Below are 21674 nucleotides of genomic sequence, written 5' to 3'. Positions count from 1 at the left end.
CTGACCGGGCGCCGGATCCTCACGTCCAGGCTCCTGCGGCGCCCGGGTTGAATTGTGACACGCTGTGCGCATTAGTGCGGCGCGCAGTAATCAAATGCAGGTCAAGACGCAGGCCAGCCGAGTTTGCTCCAGTCCCTTTCGTCACTCTTCGCCAGGATTGCCTCGCCGGTCTCGATGCCGGGCGAGGACGGCGGTGCCAGCCGGTAGTAGCGCGCGGCGATCTCCGCCCGGGCACGCACGTAGTCGTCGCTCGCCCCGGGGAGCAGATGCTCCACGTAGCGCCCGTCGAACAGGCCCGGCGTGAGCGCGTCGGTGACCAGCAGCTGGTCGCCGCCGATCTGCGGCACACCCGCCAGACCAGGTGCCAGCAGGGGACTGACCTGGAGCGGGCCGCGCAGGTCGCCCGGCCGGGCGAGCCGGGGCGGGCGACCCACCAGGTTGGCCACGGCCGGCGGCAGCGCCCGGCCGACCACCCGGCGGGCGAAGCGCTGGGCGTGCAGCGAGGCCGCCTCCATCCGCTCGCCGGCGGGCACGCCGACCGCGGCCAGGCCGATCACCGCACGGGCCGCCTCGGTGGCGCCGGTCGGCGGGTCGAGGTCGCGGCACGAGGCGGCGAGCCGATCGCGCACCCGGTGGTCCAGCAGGCGCTCCAGCGCGGCGTCGAACTCGCGCGGCCGGTCCGGGTCGGCGGCCAGCGCCAGCCCGGTGTTGCCGACGATGCGGGCCCGGGTGCGCTGGTCGTCGGTGATCGCGTCGGCGTTCGGCACCAGCAGCGTGGGCACGGCCGAGTAGAGCAGTTCGTGCACGGCGTTGTAGCCGCTGGCCGACACCGCCGCGTCGAACGCCCGCAGGTAGCGCACCAGCGGGAAGACCGAGATCTGCTTGGGCCCGGCGGCCGACTTGGCCCGGCCGCGCAACGGCGACGAGGTGACCACCACCTGCCAGCCGGCCGCGGTGAACTGCTCCACGGTGCGCTGGTGGGCGGCGTACAGGTCGCTGCGCTTGCTGCTGCCCAGGGTGAGCAGCAGGCGGGGCCGGTCCGGGTCGAGGTCGAGCTCCTCGATCGCCTGCTCGCGGCTCAGCTGCGGCACCTGGCCGACCAGCGTGATCGGGCCGACCCGGCGGGCGTCCTCGAGATACACCGTGCGGCCCACGTCGCCGGCCGAGGCCAGGTCGCCCGGCTCCAGCACGGCGGCGAACAGCCGGCGGTAGCGCAGGGCCCGGGAGCCCGCGCCCTTCTTCCACATCGCCCGCCGGCTCCAGATGAACGGCACGTCGGGCATCCGTCGCAGCGCCCGCAGCACCCCGTCGTAGGGGTAGACGCCGTCGAAGACGAAGGCGCTGGCGTTGGTCTCGGTGACCAGGGCGGTGATCCGCTCGGCCAGGTAGGCGTCCCAGTGCCGGCGCGGCACCTGTCTGCGTTGCGAGCCGGGAGCCCACTCGGCACGCATGCCGTACTGGTTGACCACGGTGACCGCCGAGGACAGCGAGAAGATCACCGGGTCCATCCCGCCGAGCGAGGCGAGGGCGAGGGCAAGCTGGCGGGACAGGTGTCCCATCCCCTTGCCGTTGGTGGTGGCCAACACCACCGTGGGCGGTCCGGTGCGCATGGAGTGAGGTCGCCGTCCTCATCTTCATCTGGAGCCGATATTCGGAACATCAGTGTGATGCCACCTCGGCCGTTCGGAGGGGCGGGCCCTCGGTCGCGGTGGTGGGGCCCAACATACGGCAGACTGGGCCGTCGCAGAGCCGGTGCATCCCGTGACGATGCGCGTCGGCACCCGTCGGCACCCGTTGGCATCGTCGATACCTCGAGGAGAGTCCCGGATGGGAGCGCTCGCCCACTGGCGGCGCAGGCTCAGGCGTCAGTTCAGGGCGGTGCCGCGACGTGGCCGCCGGGCCGCCCGGATCGCCATCACCTACGCGGAGACCGCCGCGGCGGTGCGCCGTGACCGGGACAAGCGCCACGACGACGCGCTGCGTCTGCTGCACGACGCGGCCCGGCGCTCGCCCACCGACATGCGGGTGGCCCGGCTGCGCACCCAGCTGCTGGCCCGCACCGGGCAGCTGTCCGACGCGGTGGCCGAGGCGTCCCGGCTGGCGATGACCGCCCCCAGCGGCAAGAACGTGCGGCTCCAGCGCTCGGTGCAGGGTCGGCTGGTGGAGACCGACCCGGGCTGGCGGCCGGTCGTGCCCGGGGCCCGCCCGGCCCGGCTCGCCGATCCGCTGCCCGGCCGGGTGCTCTACCTGGCCAAGGAGTCGATGCCGCACCGCAACAACGGCTACTGCACCCGGACCCACGAAACCCTGCTCGCCGTGCGGGGTGCCGGGCGCGACCCGGTGGCCGTCACCCTCCCCGGGTTCGGCGAGGGCCGCTCCTGCCTGGTCGACGACATCGAGTACCACCACGTGATGCCCGGCGCGCCGCAGCTGTCCGCGGTGACCTGGGAGGAGTACGTGCAGCTCACCACCACCACGTTCGCCCGGCAGCTGGCCCGGGTGCGGCCGGAGGTGCTGCACGCCGGGTCCGGCCACCGCGGTTACGACCTCGGCGTGGTGGGCGAGGCGCTGTCCGACTGGGCCGGGCTGCCCTGGATCTACGAGGTGCGCTCGTTCTTCGAGACCACCTGGACCGCCGACGAGCGCTACGCCGAGCATGCCGAGTACTACCGCCGCCGGTTCGCCGCGGAGACCCGGGCGATGCACGCGGCCGACGCCGTGGTCACCCTCAGCGGCCCGATGCGCGAGGAGATCGTGCACGGCCACGGGGTGCCCGAGGACCGGGTGTTCGTCATCCCGAATGCCGTTGACCTGGAACGCTTCCAGCCCCGATCGCGGGATCCGCGGCTGCGGGCGCGACTCGGCCTGGACGACACGTTCGTGCTCGGCTACATCAGCAACCTGGACCACTTCCGCGAGGGCCAGGAGGTGCTGCTGTCGGCCGCCGCGCTGCTGCGCGCCCAGGGCCTGCCGGTCAGCGTGCTGCTGGTCGGCGACGGCCGGCGCCGGGCCGAACTGGAGGCGCTGGCGGCGGATCTCGGTCTCGGCGGCGCCGCGGTGTTCGCCGGGTCGGTGCCGTTCGACGAGGTACCGCAGTGGTACGCCCAGATCGACCTGTTCGTGGTGCCGCGGGTGCCCGAGCGGGCCGGGCGCATGGTGTCGCCGATGAAGCCGTTCGAGGCCATGGCCATGGAGATCCCGGTGCTGGTGAGTGATCTGCCCGCGCTGGTCGAGATCGCCGGGCCGGGGCACGGGCGGGCCGCGGTGTTCCGGGCGGGCGACGCCGGGGCGCTGGCCGAGGTGGTGGCACAGCTCGCCGGGCACCCCGAAGAACTGGTGAAACGTGCTGCGGAGGCGGCGGACTGGGTGCGCCGCGAGCGCACCTGGGCCGGGAACGGCCGGGCCTTCGACGCGGTGTACCGGTTCGCCGCCGAACGCCACGCGGAGAGGACGCGCTGATGCTGATCTCGATGCCCGGCCGCGACCAGAGCACCGAGGCCTGGTCGGCCGAGACCTTCTCCGCCCTGGCCCGCACGCCGGTCGACGGCCCGGATCCGGTGGTCTGGCCGTTCACCCCGTACTACACCGGAAACCCCTTCCAGAGCGTGCTCTACAGCCGGTTCACGGCACGCAACCTGGTGGCCGTCCCCACCTTCCGGGCCACCGACCTGATCACCACCACCCGCGGCTGGCCCGGCGACGTGCCGCTGGTGGTGCACCTGCACTGGCTCAACCAGGTGCTGGCCAGGGCCGGTGACGACCGGGCCGCGAACCAGGCGGTGGACCGGCACACCGAGCTGCTCGACACGCTGAGGGAGCGTGGGGCCCGGCTGGTCTGGACGGTGCACAACGTGCTGCCGCACGACACCCGGTTCGAGGCCCAGGAGGTGCGGCTGCGCGAGCAGGTGGTGGAGCGCGCCGACCTGGTGCACGTGATGAGCCCGCGCACCCCGGAGGCGGTCGGCGACTGGTTCGAGCTGCCGCCCGAGAAGGTCTACCGCTGCGACCATCCCGGCTACCAGGGGGTGTACCCGGACTGGGTGTCGCGGGCCGAGGCCCGGCGCCGGCTGCGCATCGACGACGGGGCCGTGGCGCTGCTGCTGACCGGCGCGGTGAAGCCCTACAAGGGCATCGCCGATCTGCTGGAGGCGGTGGACCGGGTGTCCCGCGCACGGCCGGGCCGGATCGTGCTGATCGTGGCCGGAAAACCCGACGACGCCCCGGAGACCAGAGACTTCGTCGCCGCGGCCGCTGCCCACCCGGCGGTGCGGCTGCTGCCCGCCCAGGTGCCGGACGCCGACATCCAGGTGCTGATGCGGGCGGCCGACCTGGTCGCCCTGCCCTACCGGCGCTCGCTGAACTCCGGGGTGCTGGCCCTGGCGCTGACCTTCGGCCGCCCGGTGCTGCTGCCGTCGAACTCCGGTTCGCTGCCGGTGGTGGAGGGCGGCGCCGCCCTGGTTTACCGGCCGGACGGGGTGGGGGCCCTGACCGAGGCCGTGTTCGGTTGCCTGGAAGCGGATTTCGCGGCGCTGGACCGGGCTGCCGCGGCCGCCGGCCGGCGGATCGACCGGACGGTGGTGAGTGAGCGGTTCGCCGCGGACATGCGGGCCTGGGCCGACACCGGCGTGGTGCCCGGCTCGGCACCGGTCGCCGAGATCTCCGTCGACCTGGGCCCGCTGTCCGGGGTGGCGGCGGGCATCCCGCCGGGGGCCGGCGGATGAGGCGAATCGTGCACGTCACCGGCGCGCGGCCGAACTTTCCCAAGGCCGCGCCGGTGCTGGAGGCGCTGCGCGGCCGGGTCAACCAGGTACTGGTGCACACCGGGCAGCACTACGACGACCGGCTCAGCCGGGTGTTCTTCGACGAGCTCGGCCTGCCCGAGCCGGACATCGATCTCGGCGCCGGGTCGGGCAGCCACGCGGCCCAGACCGCCGCCGTGATGGTCGGCCTGGAAGAGGTTTTCACCCGGCAGCGGCCCGACCTGGTGGTGGTCTACGGCGACATCAACTCCACCCTGGCGGCCACCCTGGTGGCGGCCAAGCTGCTGATCCCGGTGGCGCACGTGGAGGCCGGGCTGCGCAGCTTCGACATGACCATGCCGGAGGAGGTCAACCGCCGGGTCACCGACCAGCTGTCCGACCTGCTGCTGGTGACCAGCGCCGACGCGGTCGGGCACCTGGCCCGGGAGGGCGTGCCGGCCGACCGCATCCACTTCACCGGAAACCCGATGATCGACACCCTGGTGAAGCACCTCGACCGTTTCGACGAGGCCGCGGCCCGGGCCCGGCACGGCCTGACCGGCGACTACCTGGTGGCCACGCTGCACCGTCCGGCCAACGTGGACGACCCGGCCGCGGTGGCGCGGCTGGTGGCGATGCTGCACGAGGTGGCCGGGCGGATGCCGGTGGTGATCCCGCTGCACCCCCGGGGCCGGGCCGGGCTGGAGGCGGCCGGTCTTTCGTCGTCCACCGGTATCGTCGTGTGCGAACCGTTGCCCTACAGCGCTTTTCTGGGTCTGGTGCGGGGGGCCGCGGCCGTTCTCACCGATTCCGGTGGGGTGCAGGAAGAGGCGACCGTGCTCGGCGTGCCCTGCCTGACCATGCGGCCGAACACCGAGCGGCCGGTCACCATCACCCACGGCACCAACCGCCTGGTCACGGTGGAGGGCGTGCCGGCCGCCCTGGACCAGGTGCTGGGGGCCCCGGCCCCGGTCCGTCCCGCACCGCCGGAGCGCAGGCCCCCGCTGTGGGACGGCGCGGCCGGACGGCGGATCGCCGAGGTGATCATCACCTGGCTCGACTCCCGGACGCCCGTGACGCTTCCGAAAGAACCTGCTTCACAGGTGGTTTCCGGATGACCCCGGAGGGCTGGCGGGGCCGGGTGCTGCGAGGGCTGCGCACCCTGCCGGAACCGCGGGACGAGGCCGCGATCCGCGCGGCCCTCGCCGTCCGTGATCTGGTCACCGGTCGCCGGCCGCCCCCGCCGGTCAGGCCGGCGAAACCGGTGAAACCGGTCGAGCCGGTGGCGCCCCCGAAGCCCTTGCCCGGCGCGATGATTCGCAGGCCGACCGGTCTACCCGCCGTCACTTCTCTGCCGGAAGAAGCGGAATGGGCGATGCCGCAGGGCATCTCCGGTTCGGGGCGGCCGGTGCGCAGTCTCTACCAGACCGGTGCGGGCGCCGGGCAGAAGTACGACATCGACCTGCTGGAGCAGCTGAACGCCGAGTACCGGGACCGCCGGATCGTGCCGAACCCGCCGTCTTACAGCGACACCGCGCTGGCGGAGGCGGCCCGGCGGCGGGTGCGCTGGGTGAACGACATGGTCGGCCTGGCCGGTCTGCGCACGCTGGAGATCGGCTGCGGCAACGGTTTCGAGGTCTGGTCGCTGGCACACAACCTGGGCTGTGACGCGCACGGCGTGGACGTGACGCAGTACCGGCCGTGGGACCAGCTGGCGGGCGAGCGGGTGCACTTCGAGTGCGCCGACCTGGCCGAGGGCAGTCCGTACGAGCCGAACTCGTTCGACCGGGTGCTGTCGTTCACCGTGTGGGAGCACGTCACGCATCCGTACGCCATGCTGAAGGCCACCTACGACCTGCTGCGGCCGGGCGGTCTGGCCTGGATCCGGGCGAATCTGCACGCCGGCCCGCAGGCTTCGCACCGCTACCGCGACATCTGGTTCCCCTGGCCGCACCTGCTGTTCACCGATCAGGTGGTGCGTGAGTGGGACGTGGCGAACGGCCGTGAGCCGATCGGCCACGCCTGGGTGAACCGGCTGAGCTGGCTGCATTACGAGTACTACGCCGACCTGCTGGGCTTCGAGGTGGCGCACCGCGCGTTCACCGAGACGCCGATCGACGAGGACTTCTACTCCCGCTTCGAAGACGTGCTGGGCCGCTACCCCCGCACCGACCTGCGCCGCGACTACCTGCTGATGGTGTTGCGCAAACCTGCCTGACCGGCCGATCGTCCCCGCCCCCACCGGTCACCGGGCTCGGGTGGACGGGGGATGGTGATCAGTCGGCGGAATTACGTTGAGTGGTTGTCTCGAACCCACCGTGAATTCTGCTGTCTTGAGGTCTCTTCCCCATGCGAAAAGTATTTCGAAAAGCCGTTTTGCTCTCCGCGCTCCTGGCACTGGCCGCGCCGGCCCCCGCCCACGCGCTGGTTCCTCCCGACGAAACCGGTGGCGCCGTCACCGAACCCACCGCCGTCGCCCCGACGGTGACGAAGTTGGCTCTGGGGCAGGCAATCTCGACAGCCGGGGTAAAACCGGTCGTTCTCACGGCGAAGCGGCCGACCGGGAGGTTCCAGACCGTCGGGGTGACCTGGAAGGGCCGGGACCTGACGCCGGACCTGGAGATCTCGGTGCGCACCCGGCACGAGGGGACGTGGAGCGGGTGGGAGCACCTGGACGGCGACGCCGGTGACGACGTGGTGGCCACGAGGGACGTGCGCGGCGGCACCGACCCGGCCTGGGTCGGGCCGAGCGACGGCGTGCAGGCGAAGATCGTGGTCAGGTCCGGAAAGCTGCCGGACGACCTGAAACTCGAGCTGGTCGACCCGGGGAGCTCGGGCTACGACCAGGTGGCGGCCGGCATCCAGGGGGCGGCGGCGGGCACACCCACGGTGGTGACGCGCACCCAGTGGGGCGCCGACGAGTCCCGGGTGAACTGCTCGCCGGAGTACGGTTCCACGATCAGGGCCGCGGTGATGCACCACACCGCCGGCAAGAACGGGTACAGCGCGAGCCAGGTGCCCGCGATCATCCGCGGCGACTACGCCTACCACCTGTCCCGGGGCTGGTGCGACATCGGCTACAACGCCCTGGTCGACCGGTTCGGCCGGATCTGGGAGGGCCGTGCCGGAGGACTGGACCGGGCCGTGATCGGTGCCCACGCGGGCGGTTTCAACACCGGCACGTTCGGCGTGGCGGTGATCGGCAACTACGACACCGCGCGCCCGAGTGCCGCCGCGGTCAACGCCGTGGCCCGCATCTTCGCCTGGAAACTCGGTCGGTACCACCGTGATCCGAAGGGCAGCACACGGCTGACCTCGGCCGGCGGCGGCACCGCGCGCTACCCGGCCGGCCGCACCGTGACGCTGCCGGTGATCATGGGCCACCGCAACACCGGTTTCACCGCCTGCCCGGGCCGGTACCTCTACCCCTACCTGCCCTCGATCCGGTCCCGGGTGACGGCCCTGATGCAGGCCGCGCTGATCAACCCGACCGTGCCGAAGACCAATGTGCGGCAGGGCGATCCGCTCACCGTCACGGCCCGGGCCCTGCGCCGGCAGAGCTGGCGGCTCGACGTGGAGGCGCCCTGCAACGGCGGGCGGGTGGCCCGGGTCACCGGGTCCGTGGCCGCGGGGGAGGAGATCACGGCCACCTGGGACGGCAGGGTGGCCGGCGGCGCGACCGCCCGCCCGGGGCGGTACACGCTCACGCTCACGTCGTCCTCACACCAGGGCCAGGCCACGCCGGTGGTGAAGAACGTCCTGATCACGCCCGCGCCGCAACCCGCCCCGCCGGCCGCGACGCCCTCGGGCGGAGCCGGCGGTTACGTGCCGCTCACCCCGGCGAGGATCTACGACAGCCGCACCGGGAACGGGCTCGGGCCGGGCGGACACGCCCGCATCCCGGTGCTCGGGCAGGCCGGTGTGCCCGCCGCGGGCGTCACCGCGGTGGTGCTCGACCTGACCGCCTCGTGCTCCACCGAGGCCACCGCCCTCACCGTCTACCCGACCGGCCGCACCTCGGCCCGGCCGGTGGCGGGCGTGGCCGCGGGCGTCACCCGTTCCACCTTGGTGACCACGAGAGTCGGTGCGGACGGCTCGGTCTCGGTGGGCAACGCCCGCGGGGTGACCGAGCTGACGGCGGACGTGGTGGGCTACTACACGGAGTCCGGCACCCCGCTGACGGCGGTCGAGGGCACCCGGATTCTGCGGGAGCCGGTGACCGGAACCCGCACCGTGACGTTGCCCGCCACGCTCGGCGGCATCCCGGCCGGGCAGATCGGGGCCGTGCTGGTGGACGTCTCGGTGATCCAGCCGGGCGGTGCGGGCACCCTCACGGCCGGTCCGGGAGAACTGCCCACGCTGGTGTTCCGGAAGGGGGAGAGCGTGGACGACCTGGCCGTCGTCCCGGTGGTGAACGGGCAGCTGACGCTGAGCAACCCGGGCGCCGCGGTGGAGGCGGTGCTCGACGTGCGGGGCGTGGTGGCGGCGACGGCCACCGGCAGGTTCACGCCGGTGAAGCCCACCCTGCTCACCGACGCCACTCTCCAGCAGGGCAGGCCGAAGAAGCTGACCGTGCCGGAACCGGCCACGGCGGTGCTGCTCACGCTGACCGCCGACCGGCCCGGCTCCGACACCGCACTCGACGTGTACCCGTGGGGCGGCCTGCCCACCGGCACCGCGGCGCTGCGGGTGGGGCAGGGCGACACCCGGTCCAACCAGGTGCTCGTGCCGGTCGGCGAGGCCGGGGCCGTCACCCTGCTCAACAGCGTGGGCGCGACCGGGGTGCGGGTGGACGTGATCGGCTACGTGCGCTGAGAGTTCCGGCATCACCCGAACGCGGACGATCAAGTTCCCGACCGGTAGCTCCGAGACACCCCAGGAAGCGCCGGGAGAGTGGTGGACTGCTCTCTCCGGGCGACAGGGCTCGTGCTGCCGAACTCCGGTATCCACCGGTTCGCGGCCTCTGCCCACGCCCTGACGGGGTTACGCCGGACGACGGTCACCGGCGTGCCCCCCTCACCCGAGCACGGACGCGGCCGATGGATCCGGCGTGGCCGGCTGAGGCTTTCGAAGGCCGGCCACCCTTGTGTCCATAACTCGAGGGAGTCCTGCCCGATGCGCCGTCCCCGCTCGATCGCCTTGACCGTCCTGGGAACCGCACTCGCCGTGATGGCGGGAAGCACCACCGCCCACGCCGCCACTGTCCCGGTCGCGGCCCCGGTCGCGGCCCCGGTCGCGGCCCCGGTCGCGGCGGCGAGAAGCTGCCCGGCGCCCGGCGGCGCCGCGCTCACCCCGGCCACGCAGCCGAAGGGGGCCGTGAAGATCTACGGCCACGGCTGGGGGCACGGCATGGGCATGAGCCAGTACGGCGCCCAGGGGGCCGCCCGGCTGGGCTGCGGTTACAAGACCATCCTGAAGACGTACTACTACGACGCCTCGCTGGCGAAGCGGCAGCTCGACGCGCCGGTCGTGCTGAACCTCGCGACCGGGGCCTCGAAGTCGGTGCTCGACGCCGAGACCGGTTCGGTGCGCTGGGCCAGCAGCACCCGCTCGGTGGTGCAGCCGCAGGGCACCAGCTGGACGGTCGGGCGCAAGACCATCAACAGCCGCCCGGGCATCGCCCTGTTCGACCACACCGGGAAGCGGCGGATGTTCGTGCCGAACGCCGGGGTGATGTCGGCCGCGCACTCCGGCACCGTGGTGGCGCTGCACCCCTACGGCGGCAGCTCCGCACTCAGCACCCGTTACGACACAGCCCGTTTCGTGGGTTCCACGGCGGGCATCGCGGTCACCGAGACGATCCGGGCCTCCGGCGGCACCAGCGCCGTGCAGAAGTACCTGACGGGCCTGGGCGAGGTGCCGGTGTCCTGGCCGATCGAGGCGCTGAAGGCGCAGACCGTGGCCGCCCGCACCTTCCTCAGCCGGAAGTACAGTGCCGCGGCCCAGGCCTACGTGCTCACCGCCGGCACCTACGACCAGGTGTACAAGGGCTGGGCGGTGGAGTCGGTGGACGCGCAGTACGGCGGCAACTGGCGCAAGGCCGTCGCCGCCACGAACGGGCAGGTGATCGTGGACGCCGCGGGCAACACGATCGAGGCGCTGTACTCGTCGTCGATGGGCGGCTACACCGAGAACCGCGAATACGTCTGGGGTCGCTACCAGATCAGCTATCTGAAGGGCGTGGACGACAGCCGCTGGGACGCCGCGTCCACCAACCCGTACCGCAGCTGGAGCGTCGGGATGACGAAGAAGGCCTTCGCGAAGAAGTTCGGCTTCGACTCGGTCAGCTCGTGGAGCGTCGCCGACCGCGGCAGCCTCCAGCGCCTCCAGGGCGTGCGGGTCACCGGAAAGATCGACGGCGAGAAGGTGACCAGAACGTTCACCGGCGCCGACGCGCGCTATCGGCTCGGGCTGCGGTCGCCGGGGTTCACCTTCGGGTGAGCCGGTTCCCGCTCGCGTGCCGCTCCCGGCTCCCCGGGGGCGGCACGCGGTTTTGTTCGGGGACGACGTGAGCTCCGGCGTCCTACAGCGCCGGGCCCAGGTCCGTGGCCGTGATCTGTTCCTGGGCGATCAGGTGATCGCGCCGGTCCTGGGACAGACCGGTCAGGTCGTGGTGCAGCACCACCGAGCCGCCGGCCACCAGCGGAGCGAGATAGGCCTCGATCGCGCGGGACGGCCCGGCGCCGGTCAGCAGCCGGGTGCCCGGGTCGCCCGCGGCGGTGCGGGCCTGGGTGAGCAGGTCGCCGTACGACACCGTGAGCTCGCCGGTGGTCAGTGCCGGGAGGGTCGGGGCGGGCAGCGCGTAGGGCGTGAACACGTCCGGCTGGAGACGGATCTCGGCGGCGGCGTCGATGGCGCCGGGCGGCACGTCGCCGGTCCAGCGGGTGGCCAGTGAGGGCAGGGCCACCACCACCAGCTCGGCCTGCGCCCCGCCCTGCGGCGGCGCGGAGGGCCGGTCGGTGACCAGCACGTCGAACGCCAGATCGGTGCGGGCGGGCCCGAGGTCTTCGTCGAACACCACCGCGTGCACCCCCACCGACCAGGCGGCCAGCAGCCAGGCCACGCTGCGCCAGTGCACCGGCAGCGCGATCCCGACCACCGAGCCCGGCTCGCAGTCCAGCTCCTGCACCAGCAGGTTCGCGGTCTTGGACACCCAGTTGCCCAGCGTCTTCGCGGAGAACTCGACGCGCTCGGAATCCGGCCCGTACCAGGTCACCCGGGGCCGGCCCGGGTCCGTGGCGAGCAGGGACGACATCAGCGCGGCGACGTCCGCGGGGGCGTTTCCGGTCATGGCGGAACCCTATGCGGCACGGACGGGACCGGGTCGGGTGGCGGGGGTCCTGGGGAGATCTCGTAGGTTTGCGCATCGTGACCCCGCAGACCCACGACGTCCCCGACGAGCGTCCCCCCGGCAGCCGGGGGGAGCGGCTGTCCGGCGTGGTGCTGGCCCGCTCCGGGCCGCTCGCCGCCTGCTTCCTGGCGTTCACCGGGTTGCTGGCCGCGGTGCTGGTGCCGTTCGGCGGCTGGATCCCCTGGCTGGTCGTGCCGCTGCTGGTGATCGCCCTCGCCGCCTCGGTCCGGCTGGTGCGGTTCGTGCCCGCCACCGCGGCGCCGGCCTGGGTGGCGCCCGCGGTGGTGGCGATCGCCGCCGGGCACGGGGTGTGGGCCGCGCTGACCCACGCCGAGCACGTCGTGCTGCGCCGCGACGCCGGTTCGTACGCCCTGTACACGCAGTGGATCGCGACCCGGCACGGACTGCCGATCCCGTCCTGGCTGGAGGCGTTCGGCGGGAGCGCGGCGCTGACCGACCCGGCGTTCCGGCTCTCCAGCCCGGCCTACTACCAGGTGGTGCACGGCAGCGCCGGGGCCGCGGGCACCAGTGTCGACATCGTGCCGCAGTTCCTGCTCGGTGCCCCCTCGGTGTACTCGCTGGGCTGGTGGGCCGCGGGCTGGAACGGCGTGCTGGTGATGCCGGCGATCTGCTCGGCCCTGGCGATGCTGGGCTTCGCCGGGCTGGTGGCCCGGCTGCTCGGCCCGCGCTGGGCGGTGCTCGCCACCGCGGCGCTGGTGCTCAGCCAGCCGGTGCTGCACGCCGCCCGCTCCACCTACTCCGAGCCGATCGCCCTGCTCCTCGTCACCGTCGCCTGCGCGCTGCTGGCCGACGCCGTGACGGCCGGTAACCCGCTGCGGGTCAAGGGTTTCCTGATCCCCGGGGTGCACGGCACGGACGACCCGCGGCTGGCCCGGCGGATCGGCCTGGCCGCCGGCCTGGCCTTCGGCCTGGCCGGGCTGTTCCGCATCGACGGCCTGCGCGAGGTCTCGCTGCTGCTGCCGGTGGCGGCCGTGCTGGCGCTGCGCCGGCACCCGGCCACCCGCCCCCTGGTGCTGGGCGCGCTCGGCAGCACCGCGGTCGCGGCGATTCCCGCGGTCTGGCTGTCGCGGCCCTACCTGGGCACCATCTCGGCCAGCCTGATCCCGCTGATCGGCGGCGGCGTGGTGCTCGGGCTGGGCAGCCTGGCCGTGGTGCTCGTGGCCCGGCGCCTGGAGGGCCGTCCGGCCCCGGCGCTCGGTGCCCGGCTCACCTCGCCGGCCTGGCAGAACCGCTGGCCGTGGCTGCTGGCCGGGGCGACCGCCCTGGTCGGCGTGGTGCTGGCCGCCCGCCCGCTGTTCATGATCACCCGCCAGGACCCCGACGACCCCGGTTCCCGCGTGGTGGCCGGGCTCCAGCTGCTCCAGGGGCTGGCCGTGGACGGCGGCCGCACCTACGCCGAGCACAGCCTGAACTGGATCAGCTGGTACGCCGGGCCGGTGGTCGTGATCGCGGGCTGGCTGGTGTTCGCCGCGCTGGCGGCGGCCGTGGGCCGGTGGTGGCTGAACTCGGCGGCGCGGGGCTCCTCGTCGTCCATGCTCGAGGGCCGCACGGCGGGGGTGCCGTTCTGGCTCGGCCCCGCCGTGATCGCCTTCGGCAGCACCCTGCTCACGCTGTACCGGCCCGGCATCACCCCCGACCACCCGTGGGCCGACCGGCGCATGGTGACGATGGTGATCCCGGCCTTCGTGGTGGCCGCCACCGCCGCGGCCACCTGGGTGACGCGCCGGGTCCGGCGCAGCCGGCCCTGGGCGGGCACCGGTGCGGTGGCCGTGGCCGCCGTGGTCCTGCTGCTGCCGCCGTGGCTCGCCACCCAGCCGCTGGCCGGGCAGCGCACCGAGAAGGGTGAGGTGGCCGCGGTGCAGAAGGTCTGTGCGGAGCTCGGTGCGAACGACGTGGTTCTGGCCCTGGACAACCGGGCGGCCAACGAGTGGCCGCAGGTGGTGCGCGGGGTCTGCGACCGGCCCTCGGCCTCGGTGAAGATCACCGACATCAACGACACCGCCGCGGTGGCCGAGGTGGTGCGGCCGATCGTGGCGCGGATCGCCGCGGCCGGGAACCGCCCGGTGCTGCTGGCCGGCACCCCCGAGGGCGAGGCCGTGATCGAGGCGCTCGGGCTGACCTCGCGGCAGGTGGTCGACCTGGAGACGATCGAGGACCAGCGCCACCTGACCCGGGTGCCGGACGGTGAGGACGAACTCGACATCGACGTCTGGCTGGCCGACGCCACCGGCGTCTCCTGAGCCGGTCCACAGGAGATGGCGTCCCAACCGTTATCCACAGCTGACCGGACGGCGTCCGATACGTGCTCCGGCAGCGGGTAACCTCAGCGTCGATGAGTGCTTCGCCCGTGGCCCCGCAGACCCCGACGTCTTCCCAGCCGATCGGTCAGCCGGTCGCGCCCGAACCGGGCGGGGTGACGGCGACCATCGTGCTGCCCTGCTACAACGAGCAAGACCATGTCCTGGCCGAGCTGGAACGCATCACGGCCGCCATGGACGCGTCCGGGCTCAGCTACGAGGTCCTGGCGATCGACGACGCGAGCACCGACAACACCCTGGCCGTGCTGCGCGAGGCCGCCCCGCGCATGCCGCACGTCAAGGTGATGGCGTTCCGCCGTAACGGCGGTTCGGGCACGGTCCGGCGGATCGGCACCACGCGGGCCCGCGGCGAGATCGTGGTGTGGACCGACGCCGACATGAGCTACCCGAACGAGCGCATCCCCGAGCTGGTCAACCTGCTGCTCGCCGACCCGAGCTACGACCAGGTGGTCGGGGCCCGGCTCACCGAGGAGGGCACGCACAAGTGGCTGCGCATGCCCGCCAAGTGGCTGATCCGCAAGATCGCCGAGCGGCTGAGCAACCAGAAGATCCCCGACCTGAACTCCGGCCTGCGGGCGTTCCGGCGCTCGGTGTCGCTGCCCTACCTGCGGCTGCTGCCGGCCGGGTTCTCCTGCGTCACCACGATCACGCTGTCGTTCCTCCAGAACCAGCACGACGTGTACTACCTGCCGATCGACTACGCCAAGCGGGCCGGTAAGTCCAAGTTCCACTTCACCCGCGACGCCTACCGCTACATCCTCCAGGTGCTGCGGATGATCATGTACTTCGAGCCGCTGAAAGTGCTCATGCCGCTGGCCCTCTGGCTGCTCGGCATCGGGTTCGTCAAGGGCGTCGTCGACATGGTCCGGCACCCGTTCTACTTCCCGGCCAACACCCTGCTGCTGGTCATCGCCGGTCTGCTGATCGCCAGCATGGGCCTGCTGGCCGACCTGATCGTGCGCTCGCGTGGCGACAGCGCGCTCGACCCCGGCGTGCACGAGGGCTGAGGCATGGCGCCCCGTTCGGCACGATGCACGGCGCCCCGGCTCGCCGGCCCTCGTTCCACCCGTAACTCCCGCACCTGCCGCTACCTGGTGTTCCGGTCGGTGCGGCGGGGTTGCCGCGGGTGGCGTCGCTGATGCTCGCCTCCGGCCCGTTACGCATCGCGATCGTCGGCCCCTCGCACCCGTTCAAGGGCGGCGTGGCCGCGCACACCACGCAGACCGCGCACGCCCTGGCCGCGGCCGGGCACCAGGTCGAGCTGGTCTCCTGGTCCCGGCTCTACCCGCACGCCCTGTACCCGGGTGAGCAGGCGGTGCCCGACGGCGGTCCCGACCTGCCGCCGTTCCCCCGCACCACCCGGCCGCTGCGCTGGGACCGGCCCCACTCCTGGTGGAGCACCGGCAAGGCGCTGCGCGACGTCGACCTGGTGATCGTCGTGGTGGTGGTGCCGATCCAGGTGCCGTCGCTGCTCACCCTGGTCCGCTCGATCCGGGTCGGCTCCCGCGGCCGCCGGGTCGGTGCCTCCGCGCCGCGCATCGTCGCGATCGCCCACAACGTGGTGCCGCACGAGACGCATCCGGGCGGGGAGTTCCTGATCCGCCAGATGCTGCGCTCGGTCGACGGCATCGTCGTGCACTCCGCCGAGCAGGCCCGGCTGGCGCACGAACTCGGCCTCGACCGGCGTCCGGTGGTCACCGTGCCGCTGGCGCCGCACCTGCCCGGCGGGCTGCCCGAGCCGGCCGGCCGCGAGCTGGCCGCCACCCGGGAACCACGCTCGGCCGGCTCACCCCTGCGCGTGCTCACCCTCGGCATGGTGCGTGACTACAAGGGCTACGATCTGCTGCTGGAGGCCGCCAAGACGGTGCCCGGCGTCACCGTCACGGTGGCCGGCGAGCAGTGGGGCTCGGCCGGAGAGCGGGTGCGCGAGCTGGCCGCCGACCCCGCGCTGGCCGGTCGCGTGCAGGTCCGGCCCGGCTACATCGCCGGGGTCGACATCCCGCCGCTGATGGCCGAGCACGACGTGTTCGCCCTGCCCTACCGGCACGCCACCGCCTCGCAGAACGTCCAGCTCGGCCACGCCCACGGCCTGCCGGTGCTGGCCACCTCGGTCGGCACCTTCCCCGACGACGTGCACGACGGCGTCGACGGCCTGCTGGTCCCGCCCGGCGACGTGCCCGCCCTGGCCGCCGCGCTGCGCCGGCTGGCCGCCCCGGGTGAGCTGGCCCGGCTGCGCGCCGGTCTGCCCGACATCGACCTGACCGGCCCGTGGCAGCGCTACGTCGAGGCACTCACCGGTGTGGCGCCGGTGGAGTCGCACCGGTGAGCGGGGCCGTGGCCCGGGTCGGGGCCCTGGCCGGCCGGGCCAGTGAACTCAGCCGGGCCCGCTGGTTCCGGGTCTGCTTCGGCCTGCTGCTGGTCGGCCTGGCGGTCTGGGCCGTGCTCTCCCAGCGGCACCAGGTGGCCGACGCGCTGAGCCAGCTCAGCCCCGGCTGGGTGGTGGTGGCCGCGCTGGCCACAGTGGTCAACGTGGCGCTGGCCGGAATGGTCTGGCGCACCCTGCTCGCCGACCTCGGTTCCCGGCTGAGCCTCCAGGTGGCCGCCCGCATCTTCTTCGTCGGGCAGCTCGGCAAATACCTGCCCGGCAGCGTCTGGCCGGTGGTCATGCAGACCGAGCTCGGCCGCGACCATCAGGTCCCGCGCCGGCGCACGGCCACCGCCACGGTGGTCAGCATGCTGCTGTCGGTGCTCAGCGCCCTGCTCGTGGTGCTGATCGCGCTGCCCTTCGCGCCCGAGGCCCTGCCCAGCGGCTTCGGCTGGGCGGTGCTGCTGATCGTGCCGCTCGCCGTGGTGCTGCACCCGGCTGTGATGGGCCGCCTGGTCGACCGTGCCCTGAAGATCGTCAGCAAGGAGGGCCTGCCCGAGCGCACCTCCGGCCGGGGCACGCTCGCCGCCACGCTGTGGGCCGTCGGTTCCTGGGTCGGCGCCGGCCTCCAGGTCTGGGCGCTCAGCGTGCCGCTCGGCGCCGACGCGAACGTCTCCACCGCGCTTCTGCTGATCGGTGGCTACGCCCTGGCCTGGGCGGTCGGCTTCGTCGTCATCATCGCCCCGGCCGGTGCCGGTGCCCGCGAGGTGGCGCTGGCCGCGGTGCTGTCCACCGTGCTCGACAGCCATGGCGAGGTGGTCGTGGTGGTGCTGATCTCGCGGGTGCTGTTCACCGCCGTCGACCTGCTCGCGGCCGGGGCGGGCATCCTGACCGCGCGGCGTCACCGGATCAGCGCCTGAGGGCCGGTCCCCGGGGCAGGATGGCCCGGTGACCCCGAGCGGCGAGCGTGTGTACCGGCCGCCGGCCGCGATCTCGGTGCACCAGATCCTCTCCGGCCTGCGTCGTGGCGGCTCCGACCCGTGTTTCCGCACCACGCCGGGTGGCCCGGTGCGCCGCGCCACCCGCACCCCCGACGGCCCGGCGCTGCTGCTGGTGACGAGCCGGCCGAGCGCGGGCGAGGTGGAGGCCACGGCCTGGGGCCCGGGCGCGGATTGGGTGCTCGACGGGCTGCCCTTGCTGCTCGGCGACCACGACGAACCGGCCGCCTTCAAGCCCCGGCCCGAGCACCCCCGGCTGGTGGAGGCATGGCGCGCGCACCGCGGTTACCGGATTCCGCGCACCCGGGCGGTGTTCGAGGCCCTGGCCCCGGCCGTCCTGGAGCAGCGGGTCACCGGGCAGGAGGCCTGGCGGGCCTGGCGGGTGCTGGTGACCCGGTACGGCGAGCCGGCGCCCGGGCCGGAGGGCGACGGCATGTTCGTGCCGCCGGACCCGGCCGGCTGGCGGCAGATCCCGTCGTGGGTGTGGCTGAAGGCCGGGGTGGACGAGGCCCGGCGCCGCGCGCTGCTGTCGGCCGCCCGGGTGGCCGGGCGGCTGGAGCAGACCGTCGGGCTGCCGCACGACGAGGCCGAGCGCCGTCTGCGTTCCCTGCCGGGCATCGGGGTGTGGACGGCGGCCGAGGTGCGCCAGCGCGCCCACGGTGACCCGGACGCGTTCTCCTGGGCCGATTTCCACGTGTCGCGCAACGTGTCCTGGGCGCTGAGCGGTCAGGTGCTCGACGACGCCGGCTGCGCCGAGCTGATCGAGTGCTACCGCGGGCAGCGCTACCGGGTGCAGAAGCTGCTGGAGCTCGGCGGGAACATGCGTCCCCGCCGGGCGCCCAGGATGACGCTCCCCACGCACCTACCCCGCTGAGGGCAGCAGCCGCAGGCCCCGGGGCTCCAGGGTGATCGTCACGGTCAGGTCTTCCGACCAGGCCGCGGCGGCCAGCCGCTGGGCCAGGGCGCCGAGCGCGACCGGGTCGGCGGGCAGTTCGGGGACGACGAACACCCCCTGCTCCTCCACGTTGACCACGCATCCGGGAGCGGGCACCCCGGGCAGCGGCGACGGGGCGGCCAGCGCCACCTCCACCGCGCGCAGCAGCCGGTCCAGCACCGGCCCGGCGGGCACGGTGGGTGCCTCCACCGCGGCCGGGTCCAGACCGAGCGCCCAGCGCACCGCCTCGACCTGCCCGTAGCGGAACCAGTCGGTGGCCGCGGGCCGGAGCATGACGGCGGCGCCCGGACCGTCGTCGTCCACCGGCAGCACGAACCCGCCGGACCCGCGCACCAGAGCCGCCGGGATGCCGGTGAGCTTGCCCTTGACCAGGTCGGCCGCCGCGGCGAGCTCGTCGGCGACGGCCCGGATCGTGACCTCCATGCGCTGGCCGTGGGTGTCGTCGGAACCGCGCAGGTCTTCGGTGGGGGCCAGACCGGCGCAGCCCAGCGCGAAGTCGGTCTGCCCGTCGCGCCAGGCCCGTCCGGCGGTGTCCGAGACGATCACGCCCAGCCGCCGGCCGGTCAGCGCGAACAGGGCGGCCCGAAGGGTGCGGGCCGAGGCGTCCGGGTCGGCCGGCAGCAGCAGCACGGTGCCGGGCGCGACGTTGGAGTTGTCCACGCCGGCCGCCGCCATCACCGGGCCGGCCGCGGCCTCGACGATACGGGCCAGGCCACCGGGCGTACGCCGGGCGGCGACCAGCCGCCGGCTCTCGGCGGTGATCTGCTCGTCCCGGCCGGCGGCCGCGACCGTCCGCCCCTCGGCCTTCGAGACGATCTTGCTGGAGACGACGAGCACATCGTCGTCCATCAGGCCCTGACCGCTCGCGCTCAGGGCCGCGACGAGCACCGCGGCCACGTCGTCGCCGGGCCGCACCTCGCCGATCCCGCGGATCGGGAGCACCCGCAGCTCACCGGTCACGATCGGCTCATCCCCGCGCGGCGCGCACGTCGGCGGCCAGGTCGAGGGCCGCCCCGGCGATCGCCGCGGTGGCCTCGACATCGGTCATCAGCAGCGGAACGGCGCGCAGCGCAACGCCTTCGGGCATCGTGGCGGCCGCGTCGCCGGGGGCCACCAGCCAGCCGCCGAGGAAGTCCGCGTACAGGTCGGCCACCGCCGCGGCCGACGTCTCCACACCGATCGCGGTCAGGCAGGCGTCGGCCATGCCGCGCACCGGGGCGCCGCCGATGATCGGGGAGACGCCGACGACCGGCGCCCTGGTGGCCCGGATCGCGTCGCGCACACCGGGGACCGCCAGCACGGTGCCGATCGAGACCACCGGGTTGCTCGGCGGGAACAGCAGCACGTCGGCGTCGGCGATCGCGTCGAGCACGCCAGGTGCGGGCTTGGCCTGATCTATGCCGACGGCCAGGATCTGCCGGGCCGGGGTGGCGGCGTGCAGGCGTACCCACCACTCCTGGAAGTGCACCGCCTTGCGGGCCGGAGTGCCGTCGGGGGCCGGCTCGCCCTCCGGGTCGTCGATCACCACGTGGGTCTCGATCGGGTCGTCGCTCATCGGCAGCAGGCGCACACCGGGCTGCCACCGGGCGCACAGTGCCTCGGTGACGGCGGACAGCGGGTAGCCCAGGCCGAGCATGCGGGTGCGCACCAGGTGGGTGGCGATGTCGCGGTCGCCCAGCGTGAACCACTGCGGTTCGGCGCCGTAGGCGGCCAGTTCCGTGGCCACCTCGAAGGTCTCGCCGGCCCGGCCCCAGCCCTGTTCCGGGTGGATGCCACCGCCCAGGGTGTACATGACGGTGTCGAGGTCGGGACAGATCCGCAGGCCGTGCAGGGTGACGTCGTCGGCGGTGTTGCCGATGACGGTGACCTCGTGCGGGCCGTCGGTACGGGAGTCCAGGTGATGCAGGAGGCCGCGGAGGAATCGTGCGCCGCCGACTCCACCGGCCAAAGCCGTGATGCGCATGCCGTGATCCTTTCAGACGCGTTTGGCATCCCGGCGCGTGCACCCAACCGCATTCCGCCCCGGTGATCACAGTGCAGGGGCGCACCTGTTTGACTGGTGGTCACGAACCGGGCATTGGGTACGGCCGTGCACTACCGGTCATTTCGTCCGGAGAGCATCATTCCGGGCCCATCGGGTCTCATCACAGGGAACCGATGGACCACAACCGGTAGTTGGCACCTGCAACGGAGGATTTCACCCCGACGAACGGCGGAGGAACGCGTCACATGGCTGGATGACATTTTCCCGGCGTAATTCCGGCCGCTGTGGTCCGGAAGCCGTGACGGCCATCGCAACGGGCGCATCAACCCCAGGCGTCACCGAGCAAGATGTCCGTCTTCAACCGATCGATGCGGGTGAAATCCCGCTTATTACACGGGATGATGTACGTGTCAAACGGAAGTGGCTACCAGATTTCAGCTTGACGGGCCGCGTACGACACGCGTGTAATTCCATTGGTGTCGAGAGCAGGAAATCACCTAACGTATGCGCGCCATCACGCTTAGTGGGGGGAACGCCCTTTCATCGGGGCCCGGGTCGAGGGAGGCGCCAAGTGCACGAGCTCATGGCGGCGGGTGACATCATCATCAGCGAGAGCGCGAACGACGCAATGCAGTCAGAGAATGCGGCCGAGCTGGATGTACTCACCCTGGTTGCCACGAGTTCCGACGGACTGCCCCCGGAGCTCGCCTGGCAGGAACGGGCACTCTGCGCGCAGACCGATCCGGAGGCGTTCTTCCCGGAGAAGGGCGGCTCCACCCGGGAGGCCAAGCGGGTCTGCATGTCCTGCGAGGTACGGGCGGAGTGCCTGGAGTACGCACTGGCCAAGGACGAGCGGTTCGGTATCTGGGGCGGGCTCTCCGAGCGGGAGCGCCGTCGGGTGAAGAAGCAGGCGGTCTGATCCTCCCGGGTTCCTGACACCGGT

16 protein-coding genes are annotated in these 21674 nt (G+C 73.1%); 12 read left to right on the top strand and 4 right to left on the bottom strand.

Features of this window, described 5'->3' with window-relative positions:
- Positions 1 to 101 precede the first annotated feature (101 nt).
- Positions 102 to 1610 (bottom strand): hypothetical protein, encoded by a 1509-nt coding sequence (locus KIH74_RS15530; protein ID WP_214156650.1) that lies wholly within the window; start codon positions 1608 to 1610, stop codon positions 102 to 104.
- Between the two features lie 217 nt (positions 1611 to 1827).
- Here KIH74_RS15530 and KIH74_RS15525 point away from each other — a divergent pair, with 217 nt between their 5' ends.
- The 6 genes from KIH74_RS15525 (at position 1828) to KIH74_RS15500 (ending at position 11180) form a co-directional block, all read left to right on the top strand.
- Positions 1828 to 3459: a glycosyltransferase family 4 protein gene (locus tag KIH74_RS15525; RefSeq protein WP_214156649.1), complete on the top strand. Its 1632-nt coding sequence runs from the start codon at positions 1828 to 1830 to the stop codon at positions 3457 to 3459.
- Positions 3459 to 4721 (top strand): glycosyltransferase, encoded by a 1263-nt coding sequence (locus tag KIH74_RS15520; RefSeq protein ID WP_214156648.1) that lies wholly within the window; start codon positions 3459 to 3461, stop codon positions 4719 to 4721. Before KIH74_RS15525 ends, KIH74_RS15520 begins: the two co-directional genes overlap by 1 nt.
- A complete protein-coding gene (gene wecB / locus KIH74_RS15515; RefSeq protein ID WP_246572474.1) occupies positions 4718 to 5857 on the top strand; it encodes a non-hydrolyzing UDP-N-acetylglucosamine 2-epimerase in 1140 nt (379 codons plus the stop codon). The genes KIH74_RS15520 and wecB overlap by 4 nt, the downstream gene beginning before the upstream one ends.
- On the top strand, positions 5854 to 6957 hold the full coding sequence (locus KIH74_RS15510; RefSeq protein ID WP_214156646.1) for a class I SAM-dependent methyltransferase: 1104 nt from the start codon (positions 5854 to 5856) through the stop codon (positions 6955 to 6957). Before wecB ends, KIH74_RS15510 begins: the two co-directional genes overlap by 4 nt.
- Positions 6958 to 7115: 158 nt before the next feature.
- Positions 7116 to 9554, top strand: coding sequence for a peptidoglycan recognition protein family protein (locus KIH74_RS37760; protein WP_214156645.1), 2439 nt, complete (start codon positions 7116 to 7118; stop codon positions 9552 to 9554).
- A 300-nt stretch (positions 9555 to 9854) separates the two neighbouring features.
- Positions 9855 to 11180, top strand: a complete 1326-nt coding sequence (locus tag KIH74_RS15500; protein WP_214156644.1) for a SpoIID/LytB domain-containing protein — start codon at positions 9855 to 9857, stop codon at positions 11178 to 11180.
- 82 nt (positions 11181 to 11262) lie between these two features.
- On the opposite strand, the gene KIH74_RS15495 is transcribed toward KIH74_RS15500, so the two are convergent.
- Entirely contained in the window at positions 11263 to 12030 is a 768-nt protein-coding gene (locus tag KIH74_RS15495; RefSeq protein WP_214156643.1) for a TIGR03089 family protein, read from the bottom strand.
- A gap of 77 nt (positions 12031 to 12107) precedes the next feature.
- On the opposite strand from KIH74_RS15495, the gene KIH74_RS15490 reads away from it, so the two are divergent.
- From KIH74_RS15490 to KIH74_RS37755, 5 genes are all read left to right on the top strand, one after another.
- Positions 12108 to 14351 carry a hypothetical protein gene (locus tag KIH74_RS15490; protein ID WP_214156642.1) on the top strand — a complete coding sequence of 748 codons (2244 nt, stop codon included), beginning with the start codon at positions 12108 to 12110 and terminating at the stop codon, positions 14349 to 14351.
- 92 nt (positions 14352 to 14443) lie between these two features.
- Positions 14444 to 15436: a glycosyltransferase family 2 protein gene (locus KIH74_RS15485; protein ID WP_214156641.1), complete on the top strand. Its 993-nt coding sequence runs from the start codon at positions 14444 to 14446 to the stop codon at positions 15434 to 15436.
- 119 nt (positions 15437 to 15555) lie between these two features.
- Positions 15556 to 16755 carry a glycosyltransferase family 4 protein gene (locus tag KIH74_RS15480; protein ID WP_214156640.1) on the top strand — a complete coding sequence of 400 codons (1200 nt, stop codon included), beginning with the start codon at positions 15556 to 15558 and terminating at the stop codon, positions 16753 to 16755.
- The gene (locus KIH74_RS15475) at positions 16752 to 17714 is read left to right on the top strand and encodes a lysylphosphatidylglycerol synthase domain-containing protein (RefSeq protein ID WP_214156639.1); all 963 of its coding nucleotides are present in this window, start codon (positions 16752 to 16754) and stop codon (positions 17712 to 17714) included. The genes KIH74_RS15480 and KIH74_RS15475 overlap by 4 nt, the downstream gene beginning before the upstream one ends.
- A 28-nt stretch (positions 17715 to 17742) precedes the next feature.
- Positions 17743 to 18666: a DNA-3-methyladenine glycosylase family protein gene (locus KIH74_RS37755; RefSeq protein ID WP_214156638.1), complete on the top strand. Its 924-nt coding sequence runs from the start codon at positions 17743 to 17745 to the stop codon at positions 18664 to 18666.
- Here KIH74_RS37755 and cofE read toward each other — a convergent pair.
- Together cofE and cofD are read right to left on the bottom strand one after the other, a co-directional pair.
- Positions 18655 to 19707: a coenzyme F420-0:L-glutamate ligase gene (cofE, locus tag KIH74_RS15465; protein WP_214156637.1), complete on the bottom strand. Its 1053-nt coding sequence runs from the start codon at positions 19705 to 19707 to the stop codon at positions 18655 to 18657. The genes KIH74_RS37755 and cofE overlap by 12 nt on opposite strands.
- Before the next feature lie 7 nt (positions 19708 to 19714).
- On the bottom strand, positions 19715 to 20710 hold the full coding sequence (cofD, locus tag KIH74_RS15460; RefSeq protein ID WP_214156636.1) for a 2-phospho-L-lactate transferase: 996 nt from the start codon (positions 20708 to 20710) through the stop codon (positions 19715 to 19717).
- Between the two features lie 649 nt (positions 20711 to 21359).
- Between cofD and KIH74_RS15455 the strand changes: the two genes are divergently transcribed.
- Positions 21360 to 21650, top strand: a complete 291-nt coding sequence (locus KIH74_RS15455) for a WhiB family transcriptional regulator (protein WP_246572510.1) — start codon at positions 21360 to 21362, stop codon at positions 21648 to 21650.
- Positions 21651 to 21674 lie beyond the last annotated feature (24 nt).

It is taken from the genome of Kineosporia corallincola (assembly GCF_018499875.1).
GTDB lineage: Bacteria > Actinomycetota > Actinomycetes > Actinomycetales > Kineosporiaceae > Kineosporia > Kineosporia corallincola.
Note: the sequence above shows the minus strand (reverse complement) of the source record. Positions and strands in the feature narration are given on the sequence as shown.